Source organism: Oceanobacillus oncorhynchi, from assembly GCF_000821065.1.
In the GTDB taxonomy this organism is placed as follows: domain Bacteria; phylum Bacillota; class Bacilli; order Bacillales; family Amphibacillaceae; genus Oceanobacillus; species Oceanobacillus oncorhynchi.
The window spans coordinates 4,544,362-4,566,461 of sequence record NZ_CDGG01000001.1; the positions used below are offsets into that span (position 1 = coordinate 4,544,362).

18 protein-coding genes are annotated in these 22,100 nt (G+C 40.3%); 4 read left to right on the plus strand and 14 right to left on the minus strand.

Features of this window, described 5'->3' with window-relative positions; all coding sequences use genetic code 11:
• Positions 1-170: 170 nt before the first annotated feature.
• The 6 genes from murC to ltrA all read right to left on the minus strand — a co-directional run bounded on the left by murC (position 171) and on the right by ltrA (position 8,303).
• Complete coding sequence (murC, locus tag BN997_RS21770; RefSeq protein WP_042535506.1) at positions 171-1,466, minus strand: UDP-N-acetylmuramate--L-alanine ligase; 1,296 nt, start codon at positions 1,464-1,466, stop codon at positions 171-173.
• 590 nt (positions 1,467-2,056) lie between these two features.
• The gene (locus BN997_RS21775) at positions 2,057-4,648 is read right to left on the minus strand and encodes a DNA translocase FtsK (protein ID WP_244882409.1); all 2,592 of its coding nucleotides are present in this window, start codon (positions 4,646-4,648) and stop codon (positions 2,057-2,059) included.
• Between the two features lie 132 nt (positions 4,649-4,780).
• Positions 4,781-5,386 carry a YtpR family tRNA-binding protein gene (gene ytpR, locus BN997_RS21780; protein ID WP_042535508.1) on the minus strand — a complete coding sequence of 202 codons (606 nt, stop codon included), beginning with the start codon at positions 5,384-5,386 and terminating at the stop codon, positions 4,781-4,783.
• A gap of 5 nt (positions 5,387-5,391) precedes the next feature.
• A complete protein-coding gene (locus BN997_RS21785; RefSeq protein WP_042535510.1) occupies positions 5,392-6,207 on the minus strand; it encodes a DUF1444 domain-containing protein in 816 nt (271 codons plus the stop codon).
• A gap of 16 nt (positions 6,208-6,223) precedes the next feature.
• Complete coding sequence (locus BN997_RS21790) at positions 6,224-6,550, minus strand: thioredoxin family protein (RefSeq protein WP_332093802.1); 327 nt, start codon at positions 6,548-6,550, stop codon at positions 6,224-6,226.
• Between the two features lie 424 nt (positions 6,551-6,974).
• Complete coding sequence (gene ltrA, locus BN997_RS21795) at positions 6,975-8,303, minus strand: group II intron reverse transcriptase/maturase (protein WP_042535512.1); 1,329 nt, start codon at positions 8,301-8,303, stop codon at positions 6,975-6,977.
• An 868-nt stretch (positions 8,304-9,171) separates the two neighbouring features.
• Between ltrA and BN997_RS21800 the strand changes: the two genes are divergently transcribed.
• Positions 9,172-9,612 carry a YtoQ family protein gene (locus BN997_RS21800; RefSeq protein WP_042535514.1) on the plus strand — a complete coding sequence of 147 codons (441 nt, stop codon included), beginning with the start codon at positions 9,172-9,174 and terminating at the stop codon, positions 9,610-9,612.
• Positions 9,613-9,660: 48 nt separating this feature from the next.
• On the opposite strand, the gene BN997_RS21805 is transcribed toward BN997_RS21800, so the two are convergent.
• Together BN997_RS21805 and BN997_RS21810 are read right to left on the minus strand one after the other, a co-directional pair.
• Positions 9,661-10,173, minus strand: a complete 513-nt coding sequence (locus tag BN997_RS21805) for a DUF84 family protein (protein WP_042535516.1) — start codon at positions 10,171-10,173, stop codon at positions 9,661-9,663.
• Positions 10,174-10,177: 4 nt separating this feature from the next.
• Complete coding sequence (locus BN997_RS21810; protein WP_042535518.1) at positions 10,178-11,242, minus strand: M42 family metallopeptidase; 1,065 nt, start codon at positions 11,240-11,242, stop codon at positions 10,178-10,180.
• Positions 11,243-11,421: 179 nt separating this feature from the next.
• On the opposite strand from BN997_RS21810, the gene BN997_RS21815 reads away from it, so the two are divergent.
• Positions 11,422-11,736 carry a PepSY domain-containing protein gene (locus tag BN997_RS21815; RefSeq protein WP_042535520.1) on the plus strand — a complete coding sequence of 105 codons (315 nt, stop codon included), beginning with the start codon at positions 11,422-11,424 and terminating at the stop codon, positions 11,734-11,736.
• A 49-nt stretch (positions 11,737-11,785) separates the two neighbouring features.
• On the opposite strand, the gene BN997_RS21820 is transcribed toward BN997_RS21815, so the two are convergent.
• Positions 11,786-12,643: a YtnP family quorum-quenching lactonase gene (locus tag BN997_RS21820; protein WP_042535522.1), complete on the minus strand. Its 858-nt coding sequence runs from the start codon at positions 12,641-12,643 to the stop codon at positions 11,786-11,788.
• Positions 12,644-12,827: 184 nt separating this feature from the next.
• On the opposite strand from BN997_RS21820, the gene BN997_RS21825 reads away from it, so the two are divergent.
• A complete protein-coding gene (locus BN997_RS21825; RefSeq protein WP_042535524.1) occupies positions 12,828-13,010 on the plus strand; it encodes a hypothetical protein in 183 nt (60 codons plus the stop codon).
• On the plus strand, positions 13,007-14,476 hold the full coding sequence (locus tag BN997_RS21830) for a sodium:solute symporter family protein (protein WP_042535525.1): 1,470 nt from the start codon (positions 13,007-13,009) through the stop codon (positions 14,474-14,476). The genes BN997_RS21825 and BN997_RS21830 overlap by 4 nt, the downstream gene beginning before the upstream one ends.
• Positions 14,477-14,511: 35 nt before the next feature.
• Here the strand turns inward: BN997_RS21830 and BN997_RS21835 are convergent, their stop codons facing one another.
• The 5 genes from BN997_RS21835 to BN997_RS21855 form a co-directional block, all read right to left on the minus strand.
• On the minus strand, positions 14,512-14,700 hold the full coding sequence (locus BN997_RS21835; protein WP_042535527.1) for a hypothetical protein: 189 nt from the start codon (positions 14,698-14,700) through the stop codon (positions 14,512-14,514).
• 130 nt (positions 14,701-14,830) lie between these two features.
• A complete protein-coding gene (locus tag BN997_RS21840) occupies positions 14,831-15,883 on the minus strand; it encodes an FUSC family protein (RefSeq protein WP_042535529.1) in 1,053 nt (350 codons plus the stop codon).
• A 210-nt stretch (positions 15,884-16,093) separates the two neighbouring features.
• The gene (locus BN997_RS21845; protein ID WP_042535531.1) at positions 16,094-17,479 is read right to left on the minus strand and encodes an NAD-dependent succinate-semialdehyde dehydrogenase; all 1,386 of its coding nucleotides are present in this window, start codon (positions 17,477-17,479) and stop codon (positions 16,094-16,096) included.
• 152 nt (positions 17,480-17,631) lie between these two features.
• A complete protein-coding gene (locus BN997_RS21850; protein WP_042535532.1) occupies positions 17,632-18,798 on the minus strand; it encodes a hydroxymethylglutaryl-CoA synthase in 1,167 nt (388 codons plus the stop codon).
• A gap of 203 nt (positions 18,799-19,001) precedes the next feature.
• On the minus strand, positions 19,002-22,088 hold the full coding sequence (locus tag BN997_RS21855; protein ID WP_042535534.1) for an AAA family ATPase: 3,087 nt from the start codon (positions 22,086-22,088) through the stop codon (positions 19,002-19,004).
• Positions 22,089-22,100 lie beyond the last annotated feature (12 nt).

Sequence of the window (22,100 nt, forward strand, 5' to 3'; positions counted from 1 at the left end):
GAATGGCTTATATCTGCCCCTGTGTCGCTGTTTAGCAACGAGAGCCAGTGAGCCCCGGAAATTCTCTAAGCAATCTATAGACAGCTCTTTAGCCTCTCAGGATAAAAGAGATTGCCTGCACACCCACGGCAAATAGAAAAAAGCAGTGAACCGCTTCACTGCTTTTTCATTTAGGCTAGTGTCTCTTCATAGGATTTCTGGAATTTTTGAATATCTCCTGCACCCATGAAAATCAACACACTATCTTTATATTCTTGTAGCACATTGGTATGCTCTAAATCTAAAATATCACTTTCAGGAATCAAATTTTGCAAATCCTCAATAGTTAATTGACCTGACTGCTCTCGAGCCGACCCAAAAATATCACATAAATAGACTTTATCTGCTTGGTTTAAACTATCTGCAAATTCTTGTAAAAATGTTTTTGTACGTGTAAAGGTATGCGGCTGAAAAATAGCAACCACTTCTTTATTTGGATACTTTTTACGAGCTGATTCAATTGTTACTGCAATCTCCTTAGGATGATGTGCATAATCATCTACAATTACCTGAGAATCAATTGTCTTTTCTGTAAAGCGTCTTTTAACCCCTTTAAAAGAGCTTAATTCCTTCATAAATTCAACTGGAATTCCTTCGTAGTGACAAATCGCTATCACTGCTAGTGAATTTAAAATCGTATGATTTCCAAATGTAGGAATGAAGAAATGCTCATAATAGGTGCTTCGAACATATACATCGAATTCTGTTCCCTGCTCTGTCTCTACCACATTTTTCGCTTGGAAATCATTTGTCTCATTAAAACCATAATAAATAATCGGCACTTTCGTATGAATGCCTTGAAGTTCTTCATCATCACCGCATGCAACAATACCTTTTTTCACGCGATCAGACATGGATTGAAAAGCATCCACTACATCATCTAAGCTTGTAAAATAATCCGGATGATCAAAATCAATATTTGTCATAATCGCATAGTCCGGCTCATAGCTTAAAAAGTGTCTGCGATATTCACAAGCTTCAAAAGCAAAATATTTACTGTCAACATGCCCACGCCCTGTCCCGTCTCCAATTAAATAAGAGATTGGATAAGCACTTTCCAAAACATGTGATAATAATCCTGTCGTTGTCGTTTTCCCGTGTGCACCTGTAACAGCAATACTTGTATACTGCTTCAACCATTCGCCTAAAAACTCATGATACCAATAAAATTTACAACCAAGCTCTCTCGCTTGTTTTATTTCAACATGGTCTTCAGGAAAAGCATTTCCTGCTATAATCGTATAATCTGATTGAATATTATCTTTTGAAAAAGACAGAATAGGAATATGTTTTTCTTCTAATGCCAGCTGTGTGAAAATACGGCTGTCAATATCTGAACCCTGTACTTTCTCACCTGAGTCATGAAGAATTTGTGCTAATGCACTCATCCCTGTTCCTTTAATACCTATAAAATGGTAAGTTGTCATAAAACGAACCTCCAACGTTTTTTCATCCATTCATTTTCATGTCATTTTATTTGTTATCAGCGGCTCTGTGTCAAGATATTATATAACCGCAATCCCATTCAATGGATTATAACAAATAAATAACTTATTTTAAAGCAAAATTTATTATTTCAAAGCTTTTAAAAGTAAATTCAAGCATTTTAAACATATTTTTTTTAAACGAAAGCGTTTGTCCGCCCATTTATTTACATAAAAATGTACTTCCTTTTGCATTTTTGCAAATGCTGGCCGGTGGGGACGAATCATCTCAAGTCCCTATTATCCTTTCTTAACACGTAAAAAAGAAACACCATTTTCTGTACAGATAGAGAGCCTATATCTCATTCTATACAGATAATGAATAATATGTGCTTTTGCCTTATATTTTCTTTCTTTTTTGAAAAGCTTCTTTTATATTTTAGTAACTTTCCGGAATTATAGCAACTTTTTTAGTTGTCCTTATTTTTGATATGCGGAGAAACAGCATCGGGCAAGCCTTTCTTAACAAACAAAGTGTGAGCTAGTTTATTATAAAGTAACCGTATTTTCACCGCCAAAAAATGAGAGACAGTTTACATACTGTCTCTCTGCGCTTTTGTAATCAAGACCTCTCGCGCACGGCTGCCATTTTGCCCTGAGATAATTCCCCGCTGCTCCAGAGAATCAATTAATCTCGCAGCACGGTTATATCCTATTTTAAAATGCCTTTGCAGGGAAGATGTGCTTGCACTATTTTGATTTAATACAAATTCAATCGCATCTTCCAAGAGATCATCTTCCTCTTCATCTATCTGTACTTGTTCTAATAAATCTTCCTGTTCAAACAGATATTTCGGTTCAGCCATTGATTTTGCATAATTTGCTACTCGTTCAATTTCCTCATCAGACACAAATGGCCCTTGTAAACGAACACTTTTCCCGGCGCCGTTCTCAATCAGGAGCATATCCCCTTTTCCAAGTAACTTTTCCGCACCGCTGGAATCAATAATTGTCCGTGAATCCACTTGGGAAGATACACTAAAAGCAATTCTTGTAGGAATATTTGCTTTGATCAGACCTGTAATAACATCCACAGATGGACGCTGCGTTGCAAGCAGAAGATGAATACCGCATGCTCTTGCTTTTTGCGCAATTCTGCTGATGGCATCCTCCACATCCTGCGGAGACATCATCATTAAATCAGCTAATTCATCAATAACAATCACGATAAACGGCATCTTTTGATCTGCTTTTCCTTCTCGCAGCATTTTTTGATTATACCTGCTTATATCCCGGACCCCTTCATTTACAAAACGATCATAGCGATCCTCCATCTCTGCCACAGCCCATTTCAGACTCTGTGTAGCAGCTTTAACATCTGTGATGACAGGAGAAACAAGGTGCGGGATACCATTATATGGAGCAAGTTCAACCATTTTAGGATCGATTAACAGAATCCGCACATCCTCATGACTGGCGTTATAAATTAAGCTGACAAGAATGGTGTTGATACAGACACTTTTCCCCGAACCGGTAGCTCCGGCAATCAAACCATGCGGCATTTTATTAATATCAATTACTTTGGGCATTCCTTCAATAGTCAGTCCCAGCGCCACACTTAAAGGAGACTTATTATCTTTAAAATCATCCGATTCAATTATCCGCTGGATCCCCACCATTTCCGGGTGAAGATTAGGAACCTCGATGCCTACTGTATTTTTACCTGGAATAGGTGCCTCAATACGAATATCCTTCGCTGACATATTTAGTTTTAAATCGTCAGCTAAGTTTTTAATCTTGCTTACCTTGACGCCCATCTCAGGATGCACCTCAAAACGTGTAACAGACGGCCCCTGTGTTGCCTTTACAACTTTTGCTTTGACTTGAAAATGCTTCAATGTCTCTTCCAGTAAATCTTGCTGTTCTATCAGCCATTCTTCATCCTCTTCGGTTGATTTGGCTGCTGGATCGTTTAACAAGTGCAAAGGAACCTCTCTCGGTTCAGGTTCGCTCCGTGAAGGTACAGGTGCAGGTACTATATTCACAGTCGAAGCCATGCTTTCGGAATCTTGATTCGTTGCATGGGTTTCGGCTAATTTTTCCTCTGCCTTGCGCAGCTCGTCCTCGCGTCTTTCATGTGCCTGCTGCAATCGCTGAAAAGTTTCCTCCCGTTTTCGCTGCTCCTGCAAATTTTTCTTATCCCGCGGAGTCATCATTACATTAAAAGCAGTTGAAGCCTGACTTGACCTTTCCTTATTCTGGCTTGGCATCTGGTTTGTTGTATGAATCGGGTTTCTTTTTTGGGAAGTAACATCATTTTCAGTTTCGGTTTTAGGCTCTTCCGGCTCCGGAGGTGTTTCTTGAACCTCATCTTCCTCCGTCTCCAGCATCTCCGCCGTACTGCTGACTTCCTGCTGAACTTCATGCGTTTGTTCTAATATCATATCTTCTGAAAAAGTATCTTGCTGCTTATCTGACGGATCCGCTGTTTCAAAGATATCAGCTTCTTTTCTATCCGAGTGGTGTCCTGTATCTATTGTCGGCAATTCTTCCTTTTTCCTTAACAATGATTCAGTTGACATCATCGTATCTTCTAAGCTGCTCGCTGCTTCATCCTCTTTTTGAAGTTTGGATTCCTTTCTCTGATACGCTGGTATTTCATGAATCAGCTTAGATTCTCTCGACTGAAAGCCATAAATCGGAGAAGGCACCTCTGTCGGCTGAAAAGGAACATCCGGATTTTTCTTATATACTTTTCTTCCCGGGTTATTTTCCGCTTGCGGAGTACTGCGCGCATTACGTGCAGGATACGAAGCTTCTTTTCTGCTTCGGTTCGGCAGCGGGCGATGATTGTCCGGCTTTTTGTCCGCAGTTGTTTCTTTTCTTTGATTATTTTCTCTGTGTGTCCGTCTCTCTCTTCTTTCTTGTACAATATCTTGATTTCTTCTTTTATAACTAGGTTGCTTGTCAACATTCGTTTCTTTTTTTTGATCAACAGTATCTGGAATCACCGGAAACTTAAATGATCGCCCGGAAGGATAATGGTATGTCATTTTTGTCTGTATATTTGGTTGTTTATCAGATTCTTCCTGTTCAACCTCAACAAATTCCTCTACTTCTATTTCCACTTCTTTTGTAAATATGTTTTTGAGCCGTTCTTTCCATTGCTCCCACCACATATGCATTCACTCATTTCCTTAATTGTTCATACTGTTCATTTTAGCAGTTTTTCAAGGGGATTTACATGATTACTGCGATAATTTTTTCGGTTTCCTTTCCTGTTAAAAAATCCCCTGCTCACACAAGGGATTTGAAAGTTAAAATGTAAATTCTTCGCCAATTTGATACGTATCATCCAGTACATAAATGCCTTTTTCCTTCGGCGCATCAGGCAAGCCCAGTTCTTTTTGAGAACAAACCATTCCGTGAGAAGGTACACCTCTTAATTCAGATGCTTTAATTTTCATTCCGGACGGCATCGTTGCTCCTACTTTCGCTACAACGACCTTTTGACCTTCATCGATATTTGGAGCGCCGCAAACAATTTGCAAGGTTTCTTCCCCAACATCAATTTGACATACACTTAATTTGTCCGCATTTTCATGGGCCTGTTTTGACTTTACAAATCCTACTACAAATTTCGGACTCAAATCAAATTCAAGGGGGTCATCTATTCCTTTTCTTTGGAAAAGTGTACGAATTTCCGCTAATAAGCTTTCTTCTAGAGGAATCGCACCGTTTTTTTCATCTAATTGAAAGTAGGTGGAAGCATGAAAAATATTGTAGCCAAGCACTTCTCCATCAGCTGATGTTATTTTAGTGATATCCCCATTCGTTTCTTGCTTTAATTCATAGCGGTTCCCTTCCTTAATAGGAAGAATCAATACATCTCCAATTCCTTGACGGTTATAAAAAACATCCATTTCTTTCACTCCTCATTTTTCTCAGGTCGATTTTTTGCCAGTATAAATACCGGCTCTAATTTTTTATTTTCATAAACAAACGGCAAAGAAGTAATCGGTATTCTGCCATCCGCAAAAAATTTCATTGTCATTTGCGCTAAAATATCATATCCAGATTTATTTTGGATATCTCCTAAAATAAGCACATCCTGATGCGGTACAGCAACAGTTAATTCTCCTTTTGCATTGGCACGCATCTCTTCTAAAAAGGCTTCGTTCAGAATACGGCTTGCATCATAACCATCCTGTGTTGCCAAGAAATAAAAATCATTGCCTGCAACCTGATCTGCTTTCGGCTGATAAGATAAAGAGCGGATATTGAAAGATGCTATTTCATCTAATCTTTCCTTAGACCAGCCCTCTTCCTCCAATAAATCCTCATCAATCAAACGGTAAGACTTTCCTAAATCAAGTGCATAGAAAACCCGGGTTTCTGCAGTATGATCTTTATAAATCAACTTCTTCTTTGCCTTTGTTTCTGTCGGGAAGGAAGGGGAACGGAGCACAGGAAAAATCTGCTTTTCCATTCCTTTTAAATGCTGCGTCTGATTCATAATTTTTAACGCTTCATTAACATGCTCCACGATTTCATCAAGGGCTTCCTTCCCCCGGTCATTATATTTAGCAATTAAATTAGGCAATGATACCGTCATGCCTTCGTTCGAGTCCTTCCATTCAATTCGTACAGCATCGTCATCACGCTTGTAGGTCACTCGATAATCAGGGTTCTTCAGTTCATCCTCCAACAGGCGTTTCATCTTAATGCTTGTCATTTTTGCCATACAAATGCCTCCCTACCTATTTAGCAAGCCCGTCTAAAAAGGATTCGATTTCTTCTTGTGTTTTCCGGTCTTTACTTACAAATCTGCCCAGTTCTTCCCCTTTTTCAAACGCCAGAAAGCTAGGAATACCATAGACATCATATTCCTGACAGAGCTCGATAAAGTTATCCCGATTTACTTCTACAAATTGAAATTGTGAATAAGCCTCTTCTATTTCAGGCAAAATCGGTTCAATCACGCGGCAATCCGGGCACCATCCTGCCGTAAATAAAAAGACAACCGGGCCTTCTTGAATATACGTATTAAATTCCTCTGTATTTTGTAATTCTTTCATTTTATACATCCTTTCTTTACTCCTATCATAGCTTGCCACACATATTCTTTCAATTATGTTACCTTGTTTCCATATTATTTGAATTTTGATTTTTATCGTTCATTTTTCAAATAAGATAAAACAATAACATCACTTGGTCTTTAAATATCGGTGTTTTTGCCAGAGTGATACCCCCTGCGACGGGTTATGGCGGGGGGAGTAATCACCAATGTTGTCAGGTTAATGCGGCCGCTGCAGAAAAACACTACGCTTTCCGTGGGCTTGAGCTCAGCCTCCTCAAAAAAAGAAGTTCGCTTTTTTCTGCGGGGTCTTCCCTACGCGCTTTCCCAGTCGAGTAAGCGGGAATTCAGTTCGATAATTGCTTGCTGAATTCCTCTACTCCTCCCAGAACCGTGCGAGCGGTATTACCGCACACGGCTCCTCCTATCAATATTTACAGAATATAGCTAAGATGCTTTCGAAGACTATATATATTTACTTTGATTCTTGGACTAATGAGTGGATACTTTTGTAAGAACCGTTGAAACTTCTCCCAGCTGAATGATTTCTTTTGACTTCTTCGATTCATCCACTTGAATAAAAGTTGTTTCACTTTATCCCAAAAGTTCTTCACTTCATATGCATTGTCCGTGATACAATAGTAATTGTAATAGCCTTGAAGCGCTAGATTGAGGCGCTCCATGATTAAACGAATATCCGTCGTCCGATGCATTTGAAGCCATTTCTTCTGACTTTTTAACTTTTCTTTGACTTTCTTGCTGCTGCTTTTGCGCTTGACTCGAAACCTTCCGTTTCGACTTCTGCTGCAGTAGTGTGTAAATCCTAAAAAGTCAAAAGTAGGTGGCTTCCCTTTCTTTTTACACTCGTTGTCTTTCCAGGCGTAGCTACCAAATGGAAGGATATTTGTTTTCTCTTCTGCCATTTCCAAGTGAAACTTGTTTAGTCGCTCCTTAAGCCTACGATAAAAGGTTTGTGCATCGCTCTTGTATTGAAAACAGCACACAAAATCGTCCGCATATCGAACCATGTAAGCTTGCCCTCTACTTTCTTTGCGAATTTTCTTCTCAAACCACAGGTCAAGTACATAATGCAGGTATATATTCCCAATAATTGGCGATATGATGCCACCTTGAGGAGTACCGCCTTCTGTCCGATAATATTTCCCTTCCTCCATGTAACCGCCTTTTAGAAAACGGCCGATAATTCGAAGTAAGCTTGGGTCATTAATGCGATGCGCCAGAAATGTCATCATCCATTTGTGGTCTATATTGTCAAAAAATCCTCTAATATCCACATCTACGATATAATTTGTATGTCGTTTTTCTATATACAGATTTAATATCTTTAGTGCGTCGTGACAGTTTCTTTTCGGACGAAACCCAAATGAACTATCCAGAAAATCATTCTCGTAGATGGCATTTAATATTTTGGCTATGCCTCTTTGAACAATTTTGTCTTCATGTTCTGGTATGCCTAAGGGTCTTTTCTTCTTTGTGCCCGTTTTGTTAATATACGTTCTTCTTACTGGCACAGGTCGATACTTTTTCCTTTTCATGCGCATCACTAAATCCTTGATATTATCGTCCAGATTGGCTTCATATTCTCCTTTGGTTACCTCATTAATACCTGTTGCTTTCTTATTCGGAAGTTCCTTGTGGCATTGTTTCAGATTTTCTTCATTTAGTAGATGAGCTAAGGATGTGAAAACCATATCCTTATTTTCTTTTGCTAATTCTGCTATCCTTCGCAGTTCAGTTTCCATTGATTCTCCACCTCCGTGTGTGGTCCATGTGTCCCTTTGAAGGGCATTGACAGGTGGTGACCTTTCCTCCATCAGCGTTACCCGACTTCATTGGTACTATGTCACCATCCGACTACCTTTAGGCATCTGGCTACCTCACTTTATTATCGCTTGTTCACCATTACCTTCCTGTTTGTACAGGAAAGACCATAAAGGTTCTCCCGAGTTGCCGTAATATATCCATGTGTAACGTGCCAAGGTCATTGACTCCGAGGAAGCTGAGATTTTCTTGCCGTTTATTGAAAACCCCAGTGTTGTCTTCTAAACTCCTGAGCTTATCGACCTTCCTGTTTATTCACGAAATTTCGGAGCTCTATCCCTTCAACCGCTCTTGGCTTTCCGCTCATTACCTCACTGTCTACGCTTAAAAGCCTGTGTTACCACAAACCCTCCAAGACTCGCTACGAGTGAATGGCTAGTTCTTTCTCGGCGGGAATCCCACCCGCTATATATCACGACCTATGCTCGGTCGCTCCAGGAGTCTCCGTGTTTTTCCTTCGCTAGTTAGTCTTATTACTATCTACTAGAATCAAATATAATTTTTATAAACTCATTAACCTGAAAACATTGGTAATCACATTCCCATAGGTAACACACAGAGACTACTGGTCAGCTAAGAACGTCACGTCCTGTGGTCTGTGGTCAACAACCGGCACTACAACGTCCTGTCCGTCGTGGGAAGCGCAGTGTATTTCTGAGGTTGCGAACGCACCCCATAAAATCCATTAGGGCGGTAGCTATAAATCATTTCTATACAATAATCAAATAACTTAACAAGTTTAGGAAAAACATTTACTATTAAAGATACCATTGATTGGGAGGGATTGGAATGAATTTAACAGTTTATCTTGCTGGACAAATTCATGATAATTGGAGAGAAGATGTTAAAAAGCTTGCGGAAGAAAAAAAGCTGCCGCTGACATTTGTATCTCCGCAGACAAATCATGACCGTTCAGATGATATCGGAGAAGCAATCTTAGGAAAACAGCCCGGTAATTTTTATCGTGACGATGCTGCTTCCAGTGTTAACAATTTTCGGACACAGGTATTAATGCAGAAATCAGATATTGTGATTGCTTTATTCGGCGAAGAATATAAACAATGGAATACAGCGATGGATGCAAGTACAGCCATAGCTTTAGGAAAGCCGACGATTATTATTCGTCCGGAAAAATTAATTCATCCTTTAAAAGAACTTTCCAACAAAGCAAATATTACAGTGGAAACCGTGGAACAAGCATTAGATGTTATTGGTTATATCTACGAATAATGATTTTCTCAAACAAAAAACAGGCTCTATCGCCTGTTTTTTGTTTGATTATTTTTGCCCCGCAAAATCATACTGCCCTTTCAGAAGCTGTACAACATGTGTAAACATACTTTCTCTTGATATCAGGTTATTCGTAAAGATACCAATAGCTCCTTCCTGGCTGCGGACATTTTCTTTCTTGGTATAGGCATCCATCACCGTACTTAATTCCCCGGCTTTTTTAAGTGCTTCCTCAATTTCTTTTGGGAGGGCAATCCTTGCACCACTGGCAGTATATAATGTGCCATCCGCTGCAGCCAGCGCTCCCCAGTTACAGAGAAATAATGTATCGTCCACATACATGACGCCTCCTTCTAAGCCAATTCCAATAGCATCAGCACTTCCTGCAGCACATGCCTTCGCACGATTCACCGCGCCAATCCGCGTCTCCTCATCTGAAAAAGGCTGGGCAGACACTTTAGACGGGACTTCCCTCGAGCTTAGCTCCAGTTCTGGAAAAACATTTCGGACAGCCTGGATTTTAGTTGGGTTTTTCGAGCCGACAATAACTGTTTTCTGCATTTCATTAACCCTGATGCAATGCGGAAACAACTGTTTCGTCTGTTGTTTTAACAAGTTTTGTAATTAATTCTTTTGCTGCGGCATAATCATCTACATGAATAATCGATGCTGATGTATGAACATACCTGGAGCATATCCCTACAACCGCAGAAGGAACGCCATCGCCTGTTATATGAACACGCCCTGCATCTGTACCGCCTGGAGAAACAAAGTATTGATACGGGATATCATTTGATTCCGCTGTGTCCAGAACAAATTCGCGCATGCCTTTATGCGTAATCATTGTGCGGTCAAAAATACGCAATAAAGCTCCTTTTCCCAGCTGGCCAAATGCCTTTTTATCCCCGGAAGCATCATTAGCCGGTGAAGCATCTAATGCGTAAAAAATATCCGGTTTGATCATATTGGCCGCTACCTGTGCTCCGCGTAATCCAACCTCTTCCTGTACTGTTGCACCAGAATAAAGCTGATTTGGCAGGGTTTCCCCTTGCAGTTCTTTTAAAAGCTCGATAGCCAGCCCGCAGCCGTAGCGATTATCCCAAGCTTTTGCCAAGATCTTTTTCTCGTTGGCCATCGGTTCAAACGGTGTAACCGGAACAATGGTATCTCCCGGACGAACGCCGATATTTGCGACATCCTCTTTATCATCCGCCCCAATATCAATCAGCATATTTTTTATTTCCATCGGTTTGCTGCGCTGTGCTTCAGTTAATAAATGCGGCGGAACAGAAGCAATCACTCCCGTAACCGGTCCATTTTTTGTCATTACCTGAACACGCTGAGCCAGCATAACCTGGCTCCACCAGCCGCCTAAAGTCTGAAAACGGAGCATGCCATTATCTGTAATCTGTGTTACCATAAAGCCGACCTCATCCATATGTCCAGCCACCAAGACAGTAGGACCTTTACCGTGCTTTACTCCAAATACGCCCCCCAGATTATCCTGAATGATTTCATCCGAATATTTCTCCAATTCCTTTTTCATAAATTGGCGAACGGCATGCTCATTCCCTGAAGCTCCCTGTAATTCCGTTAAATTCTTAAATAATGCCAGTGTTTCTTTATTCATGTAAAGCCTCCTATATACAGTTAGTATATCCGTAAAAATAGATCTTCAATATTGCAAGTATACCCGAAAAAGCCCAATCCTTTCCAGTACCGGTGTTCAATTATTTGTATTTCTCTCACCGTATGCGATATACTACAAACAAAGCAGACATTGAATCTTACTAAACAGAGGTGAATAAATTGAGCAAAAGAAAGGTATTACTTGCAGCTGCATTTGGTATTGCAATCGGTTATATCGCACGTCAACAGGTTAACAATCAAATGAAAGTTACTCCTGAAAAAGCATTGAATCATGCCAAAGAAATGTTTAAACGCCAAGGTCCTATCAGTGGCTCCTGGATTTATATGAAACCGGAAGAATTAGAAAGAAACGGACTGCTTTATGATGTATACCGCGGTGGTGTAACTAGAAATATCGATGGTACGAATAAACAATATGATTTCTATGTAGACATAGAAACTGGTGCTGTTATAGATACAGAAGCAGCAGTATAATATACTTTGTTAATAAGCAGCCTTCCTTTTTGGAGAAGGCTGCTTTTTCTTAATCATAAGAATATCGCAACCTCTCCACGTGATCTATTTTCTCTCCAGCCTCATTAAACCTGACTGCCCGGTAATAAGCATCATGATAAAACGTAAACCAGACCTTTTCCTTATAACCCGCTTCCATCCAATATTCTTTTTGTAATACAGATTGAACTGGATAATCATCATATGCAAGCGCCCATAATTTATTTTGATGTGCATGTGTCGGCATAATATCTGCCATATGTATGAAGCCTTGCTCTCCTTCCCGGAAACGAATGATAGCATGCCCCTCACTATGGCCCCCGGTATGAACCATTGTTAAACCCGGCAATACCTCAATTTTTTCACGAAACGGATAAACCTGATCAACTACCGGCCTCCAATTCTTCTCCCAGTATGTATTTATTGAACGGATATTCGGCTGCTGCATCTCATTCCATTCTATTTGGGAAACAAAAATTTTTGCATTTTTAAAGACAGATTCGTATTTTTCCTCACCAACTAGTTTTGTTAAACCGTTCGCATGATCATAATGAAGATGTGTCATTAATACGATATCAATATCGTTCACTGTAAGCTCTAATTCAGATAAGGATGCTTCTATATTTGTTTCTTCCAATACTCCGAAATTTCTTTTTTGTTTATCAGATAATTTATTTAAGCCGATTCCTGTATCAATAAGTAAATTAGACCCATCTAATTCAATTAAAATCGGGTCTGTTCGAAGTTCAATTTGATTTTTATCGTTATGCGGATATTTTTTCGCCCATAAAGCCTTGGGAACGACACCAAACATTGAGCCTCCGTCCAAATGTGTAACGCCCCCATTTAGCCAGGTAAGTTTCGCACTGCCGATCTGTAAGGTTTCCATCTTTTCCCTCCTTTTTCTTAAGTTTAGCTGATAAAAAGCTTTGTTGCAATCGTTTCCAAAAATAGGTTATTATTTGCGTCTTAAATAATGTGGCAAATTTATGAACAATCTGCTATGATTGTTAGCGAATTCACATTCTTTCTATTGTGAATTATATCACATTAAAATATATGGAGGCAGGCTTATGAAGGAAAAAAACGCAGCAATTATTATCGGCATTATCGTTCTTGCCGCTTTTACCATCCCTTTTGTACTTTTAAGTCATGTTGAAAAATGGTATGGGAGCTTTCTGTTCTGGCTGATGTTAACTTTCATCGTCATCGGACTTAATGCCATACTAACAAAAGATTGGAGCAATGAAGAATGAATGTATCACTGATTTGGTGGGGATTAGGAATTTATATTGTTATCTCTCTTTTTATCGCTTTTTTATCGCGAACTGGCAAACAGACAAATATGGGCGCTTATTTTCTTGGCGATCGTAAGCTGGGCGGTTTTGTTTCCGCATTAAGCTACAGCGCTACAACATACAGCGCATTTATGCTGGTCGGCTTAGCAGGGCTTACCTATCGTGGCGGAGTTGGCGCGCTTGGTTTTGAACTGATCTATTTAATGGGTGTGTCGTTAATTGCATTTTTTGGTCCCCGTTTTTGGATTGTCGGAAAAAAATATGGTTATATTACACCATCTCAAATGATTGGCGACCGTTATCAAAGCAGGGCTTCTGCCATTGCGATTGCCGTCAGCAACTGTCTTTTTTTAATACCCTACAGTGCTGTACAGTTAGCTGGAGTAGGATATCTGCTGCAGGGCGTATCAAACCAGCAAATCTCTTTCAGCACCGGCGTTATTATCGCTGTTGTTTTAGCACTCTTTTTTGCATACATAGCCGGAATCCGCTCTGTGGCCTGGACAGACTCGCTGCAGTCCTTATTTATGATTATCGGTTCAACCTTAGTTGTACTCTTTTTAGTCCGCGAACTTGGCGGATTTTCGGGCTTCTTTGAGCAGCTGGAAGGTCATCATCCAGAAATGCTGACAGTGCCTGGCAATGGATATTTCAGCTTCTTAACATTTATCGGGTTAACCATTCCCTGGTTTTTCTTTAGTATTTCAAATCCGCAGGTCAGTCAGCGTCTGTTTATGCCAGCTTCTTTGAAAAGCATGCGGCGTATGTTATTAGGCTTTATGATTTTTGGCTGTATCTATACACTGGTATCTATATTTTGGGGGTATTCCGCTTTCTTATTAGAGCCTGGTCTAGACAACGCTGATTTAGCTACACCCGTTGTACTGACCTCATCAGCTGTACCTTCTGTTTTAGCTGTTATTGTCATGGTAGGTATTATTGCTGCCGCTGTTTCGACGATAGACTCGATTCTGCTTACATTATCCTCAATGTTCGCGAAGGATGTTTACGGAAATATTCGCAAAGGGACAACAGATCAGGTCCAGCTTCGCATCGGGAAATTTATTATACCTGTTATTGCTCTGCTGGCTTACCTATTTGCAGAATTACAATTAGATTTAATCGCCGTTCTGTCCGTTGCTTCTTCTGCCGGCTTAATTGTTGTTGTCCCGACAATTATCGGCGCTTTCTTTTGGAAAAGAGGCACCGCCGCTGCTGTATTGGCAAGCACCATTATTCCCGGCGCACTTGTTCTGATATTAGAACTGCTGCAGACAAAGCCGTTAGGAATGGCTTCTGGTTTATGGGGACTGAGCCTGTCCTCCCTGCTATTTGTCGGTGTCAGTATATTCACGAAAGCCCCTGAAGAAAAAGCAAACGAATTTATTGGCTATATTATGGAAAATCTTCATCGTAAAAAATAATAAAACAGCGTGTAGACACGAACCTACACGCTGTTTTATGTTAATGAAGCAAGCATTTGACGCTGCTGCTCCTTCACAATCTCCATTTGTTCTTCTATTTGTTTTTGTGTTTCTTCCTGCATATACTTTTGTTTACTTTCCAGGAGCGTTTGATACGCATTTTCATATTTTTCATACATATAATATAAATTTTCTAATTCATGATGAGATAAAAAACGGACCAATTCCATCCTCCCCTTTTCTCTGTATACTATTACTACTATATGCAAAAAAGGGAGGTTTTATACCTGTTTTATGTGGCTCTTGACAAAATAGCAAAGGAGACTGTGCTGCCACAATCTCCTTTGCTTCTACTTATTCCTCTTCTTCATGTAATCCTTTTTTACGCACATACTTTTCTAACTTATCCAACTCATAGAAAAGCTCGACAATACTATTCGCAACAGGAAAAACATAATGCCATTTTTCATAGTCTGTACCTTGCAGTGCATCAATTAAATTATTGATCGTTACGCTCATCGCATTTTTCGTCTCTTTTTGCAGGTCCCTGTCCAGGACGATGCGATCTTCATACATAAGAAAGACATTTTCACTATAGTTATTGATCTCACTGACCAGCTTTTTAATTAAGAAAGACTTGCCGGCAGCCATTTGTTCAATTTCTTTTAAATTTTTTTCCAGCTCTACGATCAGCGTATGCTTCTTTCGCAATACCTGTATCATTTGCTTATAAATGACAATGCTGCGGAAAAAAGATCTGCGCTTCCGGATAAACAGTCTATTTTTCTCATCCGTAATGATATCAAAATAATCTCTTATTTTATTAATTTGTTTCTCCACATTTCTTTCTTCGTCCCGGATTTGCGGGACACTCATCGTATTACTCGGGATAACTCGCAGAAGAAAATGAGAACTTTCACTGGCTTCCTTAATCATCTGAAACAAAATCTTTTGATGATTCGGAGGATTAACAAATACATTCACGATAAATGCGGAAACCACCCCGATTGCAACAAGTGATACTCGAGATAAAATATATACAAAATTAATATGATCGCCCTGGCTGGCCACCATCATACTGACGATGGTTAATACGGTTAAATTTACTGTTTTGGTCAATCCCAGTTTTATATTAATTGCAATCGATAAAATAACTACTGCTCCAACCGAAATCGGATGGCTGCCAAGCAAAAATACTCCCAATATGGCGAGTGTTGCACCGACAGAGTTTGCAATAACTACTTCTTTAATATAATTAAATGATCGCATGATAGACGGCTGCATTGCTATTACAGATGCAATTGCTGCAATAACGGCATATTCCATATCGAATATACGTGTAATCAATAACGTTAAGGTTACTGCCAACCCTGTTTTTAACATCCTGGGACCAATATTAAATTCCATTCATCTGCACCTCTCTAGAAGTAGTATACAGGTTTCCTTCAAACATGTCATCAGAAAAAGGCAAGCAGATTATCTGCTCCGCCTTTCTCTGCATAAATATTTCCGGCGGGGCGAATAACCGCTATCCCAGCCCCAGGATATTCTGGTAAAAACATGTGACAACTACTTCTTTTCATTATCAAACCTTAGATAAGCAGCTGTCTGCATGCCTTACAGCTGAATCGATAAATATTTTACTTCAACATACTCATCAATTCCGTGATGACCGCCTTCCCGTCCAAGGCCGCTTTCTTTAAATCCTCCGAATGGGGCCTGTGCTGTTGATGGAGCACCATCATTAATACCGACGATTCCATACTCTAACTGTTCACTGACCTCAATTGCAGTCGTAAGGTTTTCTGTGAATAAATAGGCTGCTAATCCATAAGGTGAATTATTCGCGCGTTTAACGACTTCTTCCTTCGTTTGAAATGTCGTAATCGGCGCTAACGGTCCAAATGTTTCTTCCTGCATACATACCATTTCATCGTTTACATTGGTTAAAATAGTCGGACCGAAAAATAAATCTTCCTTTTCTATTTCGTTACCTAACAGCTTTTCTGCCCCTTTATCAAGTGCATCCTCTATATGATGTTTTACTTTTTCAACTGCAGATTTGTCAATCAAAGGACCAATATCCACACCTTCTTCTAAGCCGTCTCCGACCTTAAGCTGTGCAACCTTTTCTTTAAATGCCTTGGCAAATTCTTGTTCAATCGATTCGTGAACATAAATCCGGTTGGCACATACACAGGTTTGCCCGGCATTGCGATATTTAGAAGCAACCGCCCCGCTTACCGCTTTTTCAATATCCGCATCGCCCATAACAATCAATGGTGCATGACCGCCAAGCTCCAGAGAGAGTTTCTTCACCGTTTTCGCTGATTTTTGCATGAGTGATTTTCCTACCTCTGTAGAACCCGTAAACGATATTTTTCGAACACGCTCATCTGCCATCCACGCATCACTGATTTCACCTGAGCTTCCAGTAACGATTTGCAGTACACCTTCTGGAATACCTGCTTCTACCGCAAGCTCTCTCAGGCGGATAGCGGTTAGAGGGGTGGCACTGGCTGGTTTTACTACCGCTGTACAGCCGGACGCTAATGCCGGAGCAACTTTCCGTGTAATCATTGCTGCCGGGAAGTTCCATGGTGTAATCGCTGCGATAACCCCTACCGGCTGCCGGCTAACTACGATGCGTTTATCACTTGCCGTTGCCGGGATTGTTTCACCGTAAAGTCTTTTTCCTTCTTCTGCATACCAGGAGATAAAGCTATTCGCATACCGGATTTCACCTGTTGCTTCCTTCAACGGTTTTCCCTGCTCTATTGTCATGATTCTAGCCAGCTCTGCTTCATGCTCTTCCACAAGTGCATACCATTTATTCAACAAAGCACTTCTTTCATAGACAGATTGCTTCGACCAGTCCTGAAAAGCTTGATATGCCTTATCAACGGCTTCCACTGCTTCTTTCTTGCCTCCTTTTAAGACCGTATCGACTACTTCGCCTGTTGCTGGATTTGTTACTTCAATAACTTCATTATTTTTCGTCATTAAAACACCCTCTAACTTTCATGATATGTTTAACTCTACCCCGATTATACATTTTAAAGTCATTCATTTCACATAATTCATGCTGAAAATGTCTTAAAGTTGTCACGAAAAAACTCCTGAACAGGTTTTATTTTGTCCAGGAGTTTTTTGTATTATTTAACTGCATAGCTGCGGATATGATCTTTCACACCGGCTAAACAGATTTTTGCCGGATCTTCATCCACATTTAACTGTTTTTCACTTCCGTCTGTTGGAAGTGCTTCTTCAAATACTTTTTCATATGCTGCCACAGAAATGCATTCTCTGTTGTCAAACATTGCTTGATGCGACGCTGTCTGCAAGTGCTTTTTAAAGCCGTTCTGAAGCTTGCCGGACAAGAATTCGCCAACCGCTCCGGATCCATAGCTGTACAAGCCGATGGTATCTCCTTCTTTTAAGTCATCCTGATTTTCTAATAATGAAATCAGACTGAGATAAAGAGAGCCTGTATAGATATTTCCTACATTACGATTGTATTTTGTACTGATTTGATAATTGTTTTTCAACCGTTCCTGTACTGCTTCAGGCGCGTCTTCAATCACTGTACGCAGTGCTTTCCAGCCCATTTTGGTATATGGTAAATGAAAAGCGATAGCTGCAAAATCCTCCAGGCTTCTTCCTGTTTGCTCTTGATAATCTTTCCATACTTTTTGGAAGAAAGCTATATATTGTTCGTTGGAGTATTTTCCATCTACAAAAGCCGTAGAAGAATATACCGGTCTCCAAAAGTCCATAATATCCTCTGTGTAATACGTGCTTTCACTTTCCAGCTCCAGCAATCTTGGCTCAGCACTTACCAAAATAGCAACTGCACCGGCGCCTTGTGTTGATTCGCCAGGTGTATTCAAACCGTAGCGGGCAATATCAGATGCCAAAATAAGTACTTTCTTATCCGGATGCAGTGCAATATGCCCCTTTGCCATTTGTATTCCTGCTGTTGCGCCATAGCAGGCCTGCTTCATTTCTACAGAACGAGCTTTGGGATTCAGACCTAATAATTGATGTACATACACAGCTGCCGACTTGGAGTGGTCCACGCCAGATTCTGTTCCAAAAATGACTAAATCAATTGCATCTTTATCTTCCCTGTCCAAGATTTGTTCTGCCGCATTAGCTGCCAAAGAAACAGGATCCTGTGTGATTGGCGGGACAGCCATTTCGTCTTGTCCCAGACCAATTGTAAATTTCCCCGGGTCGATTCCCCGCGCTTCTGCTAAATCATTCATATCTACATACAGATGTGGTGCATAAAACCCCAGCTTATCAATTCCAATCTTCACGATGATTCCTACCTTTCTCCCTGCTGTTCATTCAGGCTCTTTAAAAGCCCTATACTAAAATATTTTTAGAGGTACTATAAAAATTATTGTCGAAAAATATAATAATTAAATGATAATACAGGGGTTGTTTAAATAGCAAATAATATAGTTATTTTTAGCTAATCCATTATAGAAGTCACACAGATAAATACCATGGCAGCTTTTTATTTCACGACGATTTCCGTTTTGCTGCAGCCCTCTTTTGTTTTATGAACCTCAATTGCTGCCGGAAAGACATCCTTCAGCTCCTGAACATGCGAAATGATGCCAATCATTCTTCCGGATTGCTGCAGCTGAATCAGCGCGTCAATTGCCTTCCGCAGGGACTCTTCATCCAGCGACCCAAATCCTTCATCGATAAACATCGTTTGGATCACAATATTCCCCTGAAAGCTTTGGATAACATCGCTCATTCCCAGAGCAAGACATAAAGAGGCATGGAATTTCTCTCCTCCAGATAATGTTTTTACATCCCTGGTCTGCCCTGTGTACTGATCATAGACATCTAACCCTAAGCCGCTCTGTTTCCCACGTGCTTCCTGGCGATCACTTCTTGTCAGATAAAATTGACCATTCGATAGGTCATTTAAGCGTAAATTAGCAGCCTCGATAATTTGATCTAAATATTCCATTTGCAGATATCGTTCAAAAGATACCTTTTTAGGATTTTGTCCCCGGAGCGTATCATATAAATCTGTAACGAGCATTCTTTTCTGTTCTATATCCGCCGATTGATGATGGAACTCCTGCAGCTGATCCACGTAGAATGTCATATCCTTTTTCTCCTGCTGCAGCCGCTGCAGTTTTTCAAGACTGGCTGTTGTTTTCTGCTTCCATTTTTCTAACACCGCTTCGATTTCGGACACATCCTGCTTCGACTGACCTTCCAGCTTCTGCTGAAGCTCGGAAATTTGCTTATCTAATTGATAGCCCTGTTTTTCATATTCAGAGAGCCTCTGTTTAACGGATTGATACGTTGCTTCCTCCCATTTTGCTTCTTGATACCCCTGTTCAGTAAAATCTGCCTGCTCTAATTTCTCTTGAAAGGTCTTCTCCAGACTTTCTATTTTCTGCTTCATTTTTGCTTGATTTTCTCTAAGGTGGTGCACATCAGCCGTCCACTTTGTAAATGCTTCATGGACTTTCTGATAATTCTCCTGCACCTCTACCCAGCGTTGTTCAAGCTGCTGTTTTTTTGTTTTTAAATGGGTTATTTCAGCTCCTAATTGGGAAAGAACGCGTAAGTTTTCCGGTATTTGCATCAATTGCTGCTGATAGACAGCCTCTTTACTGTGATAATCCGATTGAAGCTGGCTGACCTGATTGGTCTTTTCATTCCATTCCATTTCCCTTTGCTTTTGTTCCTGACGCTCTTTCGCTAATTCTTTTTTACATTCCGATAAACGGTTTTTAGACTGCTTGAGGCAATCCTCTTCCGCTTTTTTCCTTTTCCCTCTCTCAACGATGTCCTGATAGCTCTGTTCCGGATCAGAAAATGCTAATTCATGCTGCGTGAGCTCCTCTTCTAACCCTTTTCTTTCTGATTGATACGCTTTCAGGTTTGCTGTTTGTTCCCGCCAGTCTGCTTCTTTCTTCTCCATCAGCTTTTTCGCTTGTTCCAGCTCTTCTTTACTGACTTCCGCTTCCTTCGTTGCTGCTGGTGACGGATGCTCTGAGCTGCCGCAAACTGGACAGGCTTCTCCATCATGCAGGTGCACTGCCAATACATGCGCCTGGTTAGCAAACCAAGCCTGTTCGAGCCGATTGTAAGCTTCTTTTTCCTGCAGATAAACATCCTCTGTACGCTTAACCTCTGTCTCACTTTTTTGCACCTGTGCCGTTTTTTCTTTATATTTTTTCATCAGCATTGCTTGTTCACGAAGTATTCTTAACGCTTCTTTTACGGTGTCCAGCTTGTCTGCCTCTTTATCTAGTACCTGTTCTTCCTGCTCTAAACGATCTATTTGTTTACTTTTTGTTTCACGTAGCGCTTTTAATTTTTCCAGCTGTTCATTCCCTTGCTTTAATTGTGCCGCAAGCTTTTGAATCTCCTGCTTTTTCCCTTCTAATTCTTTAACAACAGGAAGAAATTGTTCTAAGCGGTTTACTTCAATCGAAAGCTTCTCGCGCTTTCCTGCATTTTCCTGTTCTTTTTTAAAATCAGCTTCTGCCTGCTGCTTTTGCTTTTCCATGGTGTCCTTCTGCGCTTCCAGCTGCTGCAGGTGTTTGTTTCCTTCTTCGAGTTCTTTCCAAGCTTCATCCTTTTGCTGCTCATAAGGAATAATCAGCTTCGCCTGTTCAGCAGCAGACAAACCTTTCTTTAAAGCTTCCATTTCCTGCGCTTGTTCTTTCCATATGGCAAGATTCTTTTGATAGGTTTCTAATTCCAAAAAACGCTCATTGATCTGTTTGACTTGGAACAAATGGTTTTGCGTGAGCTCCTGCTGCTTTGTTGCTTCTTTATAATGAGCATCTTCTTCTGTATACACTGCTTCATTTTTCTTAAGCTCTGTTTCTAAAGCTTCTATAATTTGATTCGTATTGACATGCTCTCTATCTGCCAACTCACGGATTTCGGCGTCATCTGGAAGGTCTAAGGAAAATATTTGCGTCCGCAGCTGCTCCATACGGTTGAGAATACGCTGATTTTCTTTTTCTAATTTTGCTTTCTTCTCCCGGAGCAGTTCATTCATATATTTATAATGCGCGGTTCGGAACAAACGTCTCAGGATTTCTTCTTTATTTTCTGTATCAGAAGTTAACAGTTTTCGAAACTCCCCTTGTGGAAGCATTACAATCTGCTTAAATTGATCTGGAGTCAAACCAATAATATCTTCTATTTTTTGGTCAATTTCGCTTACCATTTGTCTGTCTACGCACGGCGATTCTCCATCTGGCCGCACTTCGTAAAATTCGCATTTATCTCCTGTTTTACTCTTATTTCCTTTTTTCACATGACCCAGCTGCCGGAAAATACGATACGTTTTATCTTGTATTTGAAAAATAAGCTCCGCAGAAGTATGTACGTTTTCATCTGCAAAATCACTGCGAAGCATACGCTGGTCTTCCCGGTCAGATCCGCTTGCTTTTCCATATAATGCAAAGGCTATCCCATCAAATAACGTCGTCTTTCCTGCCCCGGTTTTTCCGGAAATGACAAATAATGTGTTCCCTTGCAGTTTAGAAAAATCGATTACTTCTTTTTCCTTATAGGGCCCAAAAGCATGTAATGTTAATTGTAAAGGCTGCATTCTCTTTTCACC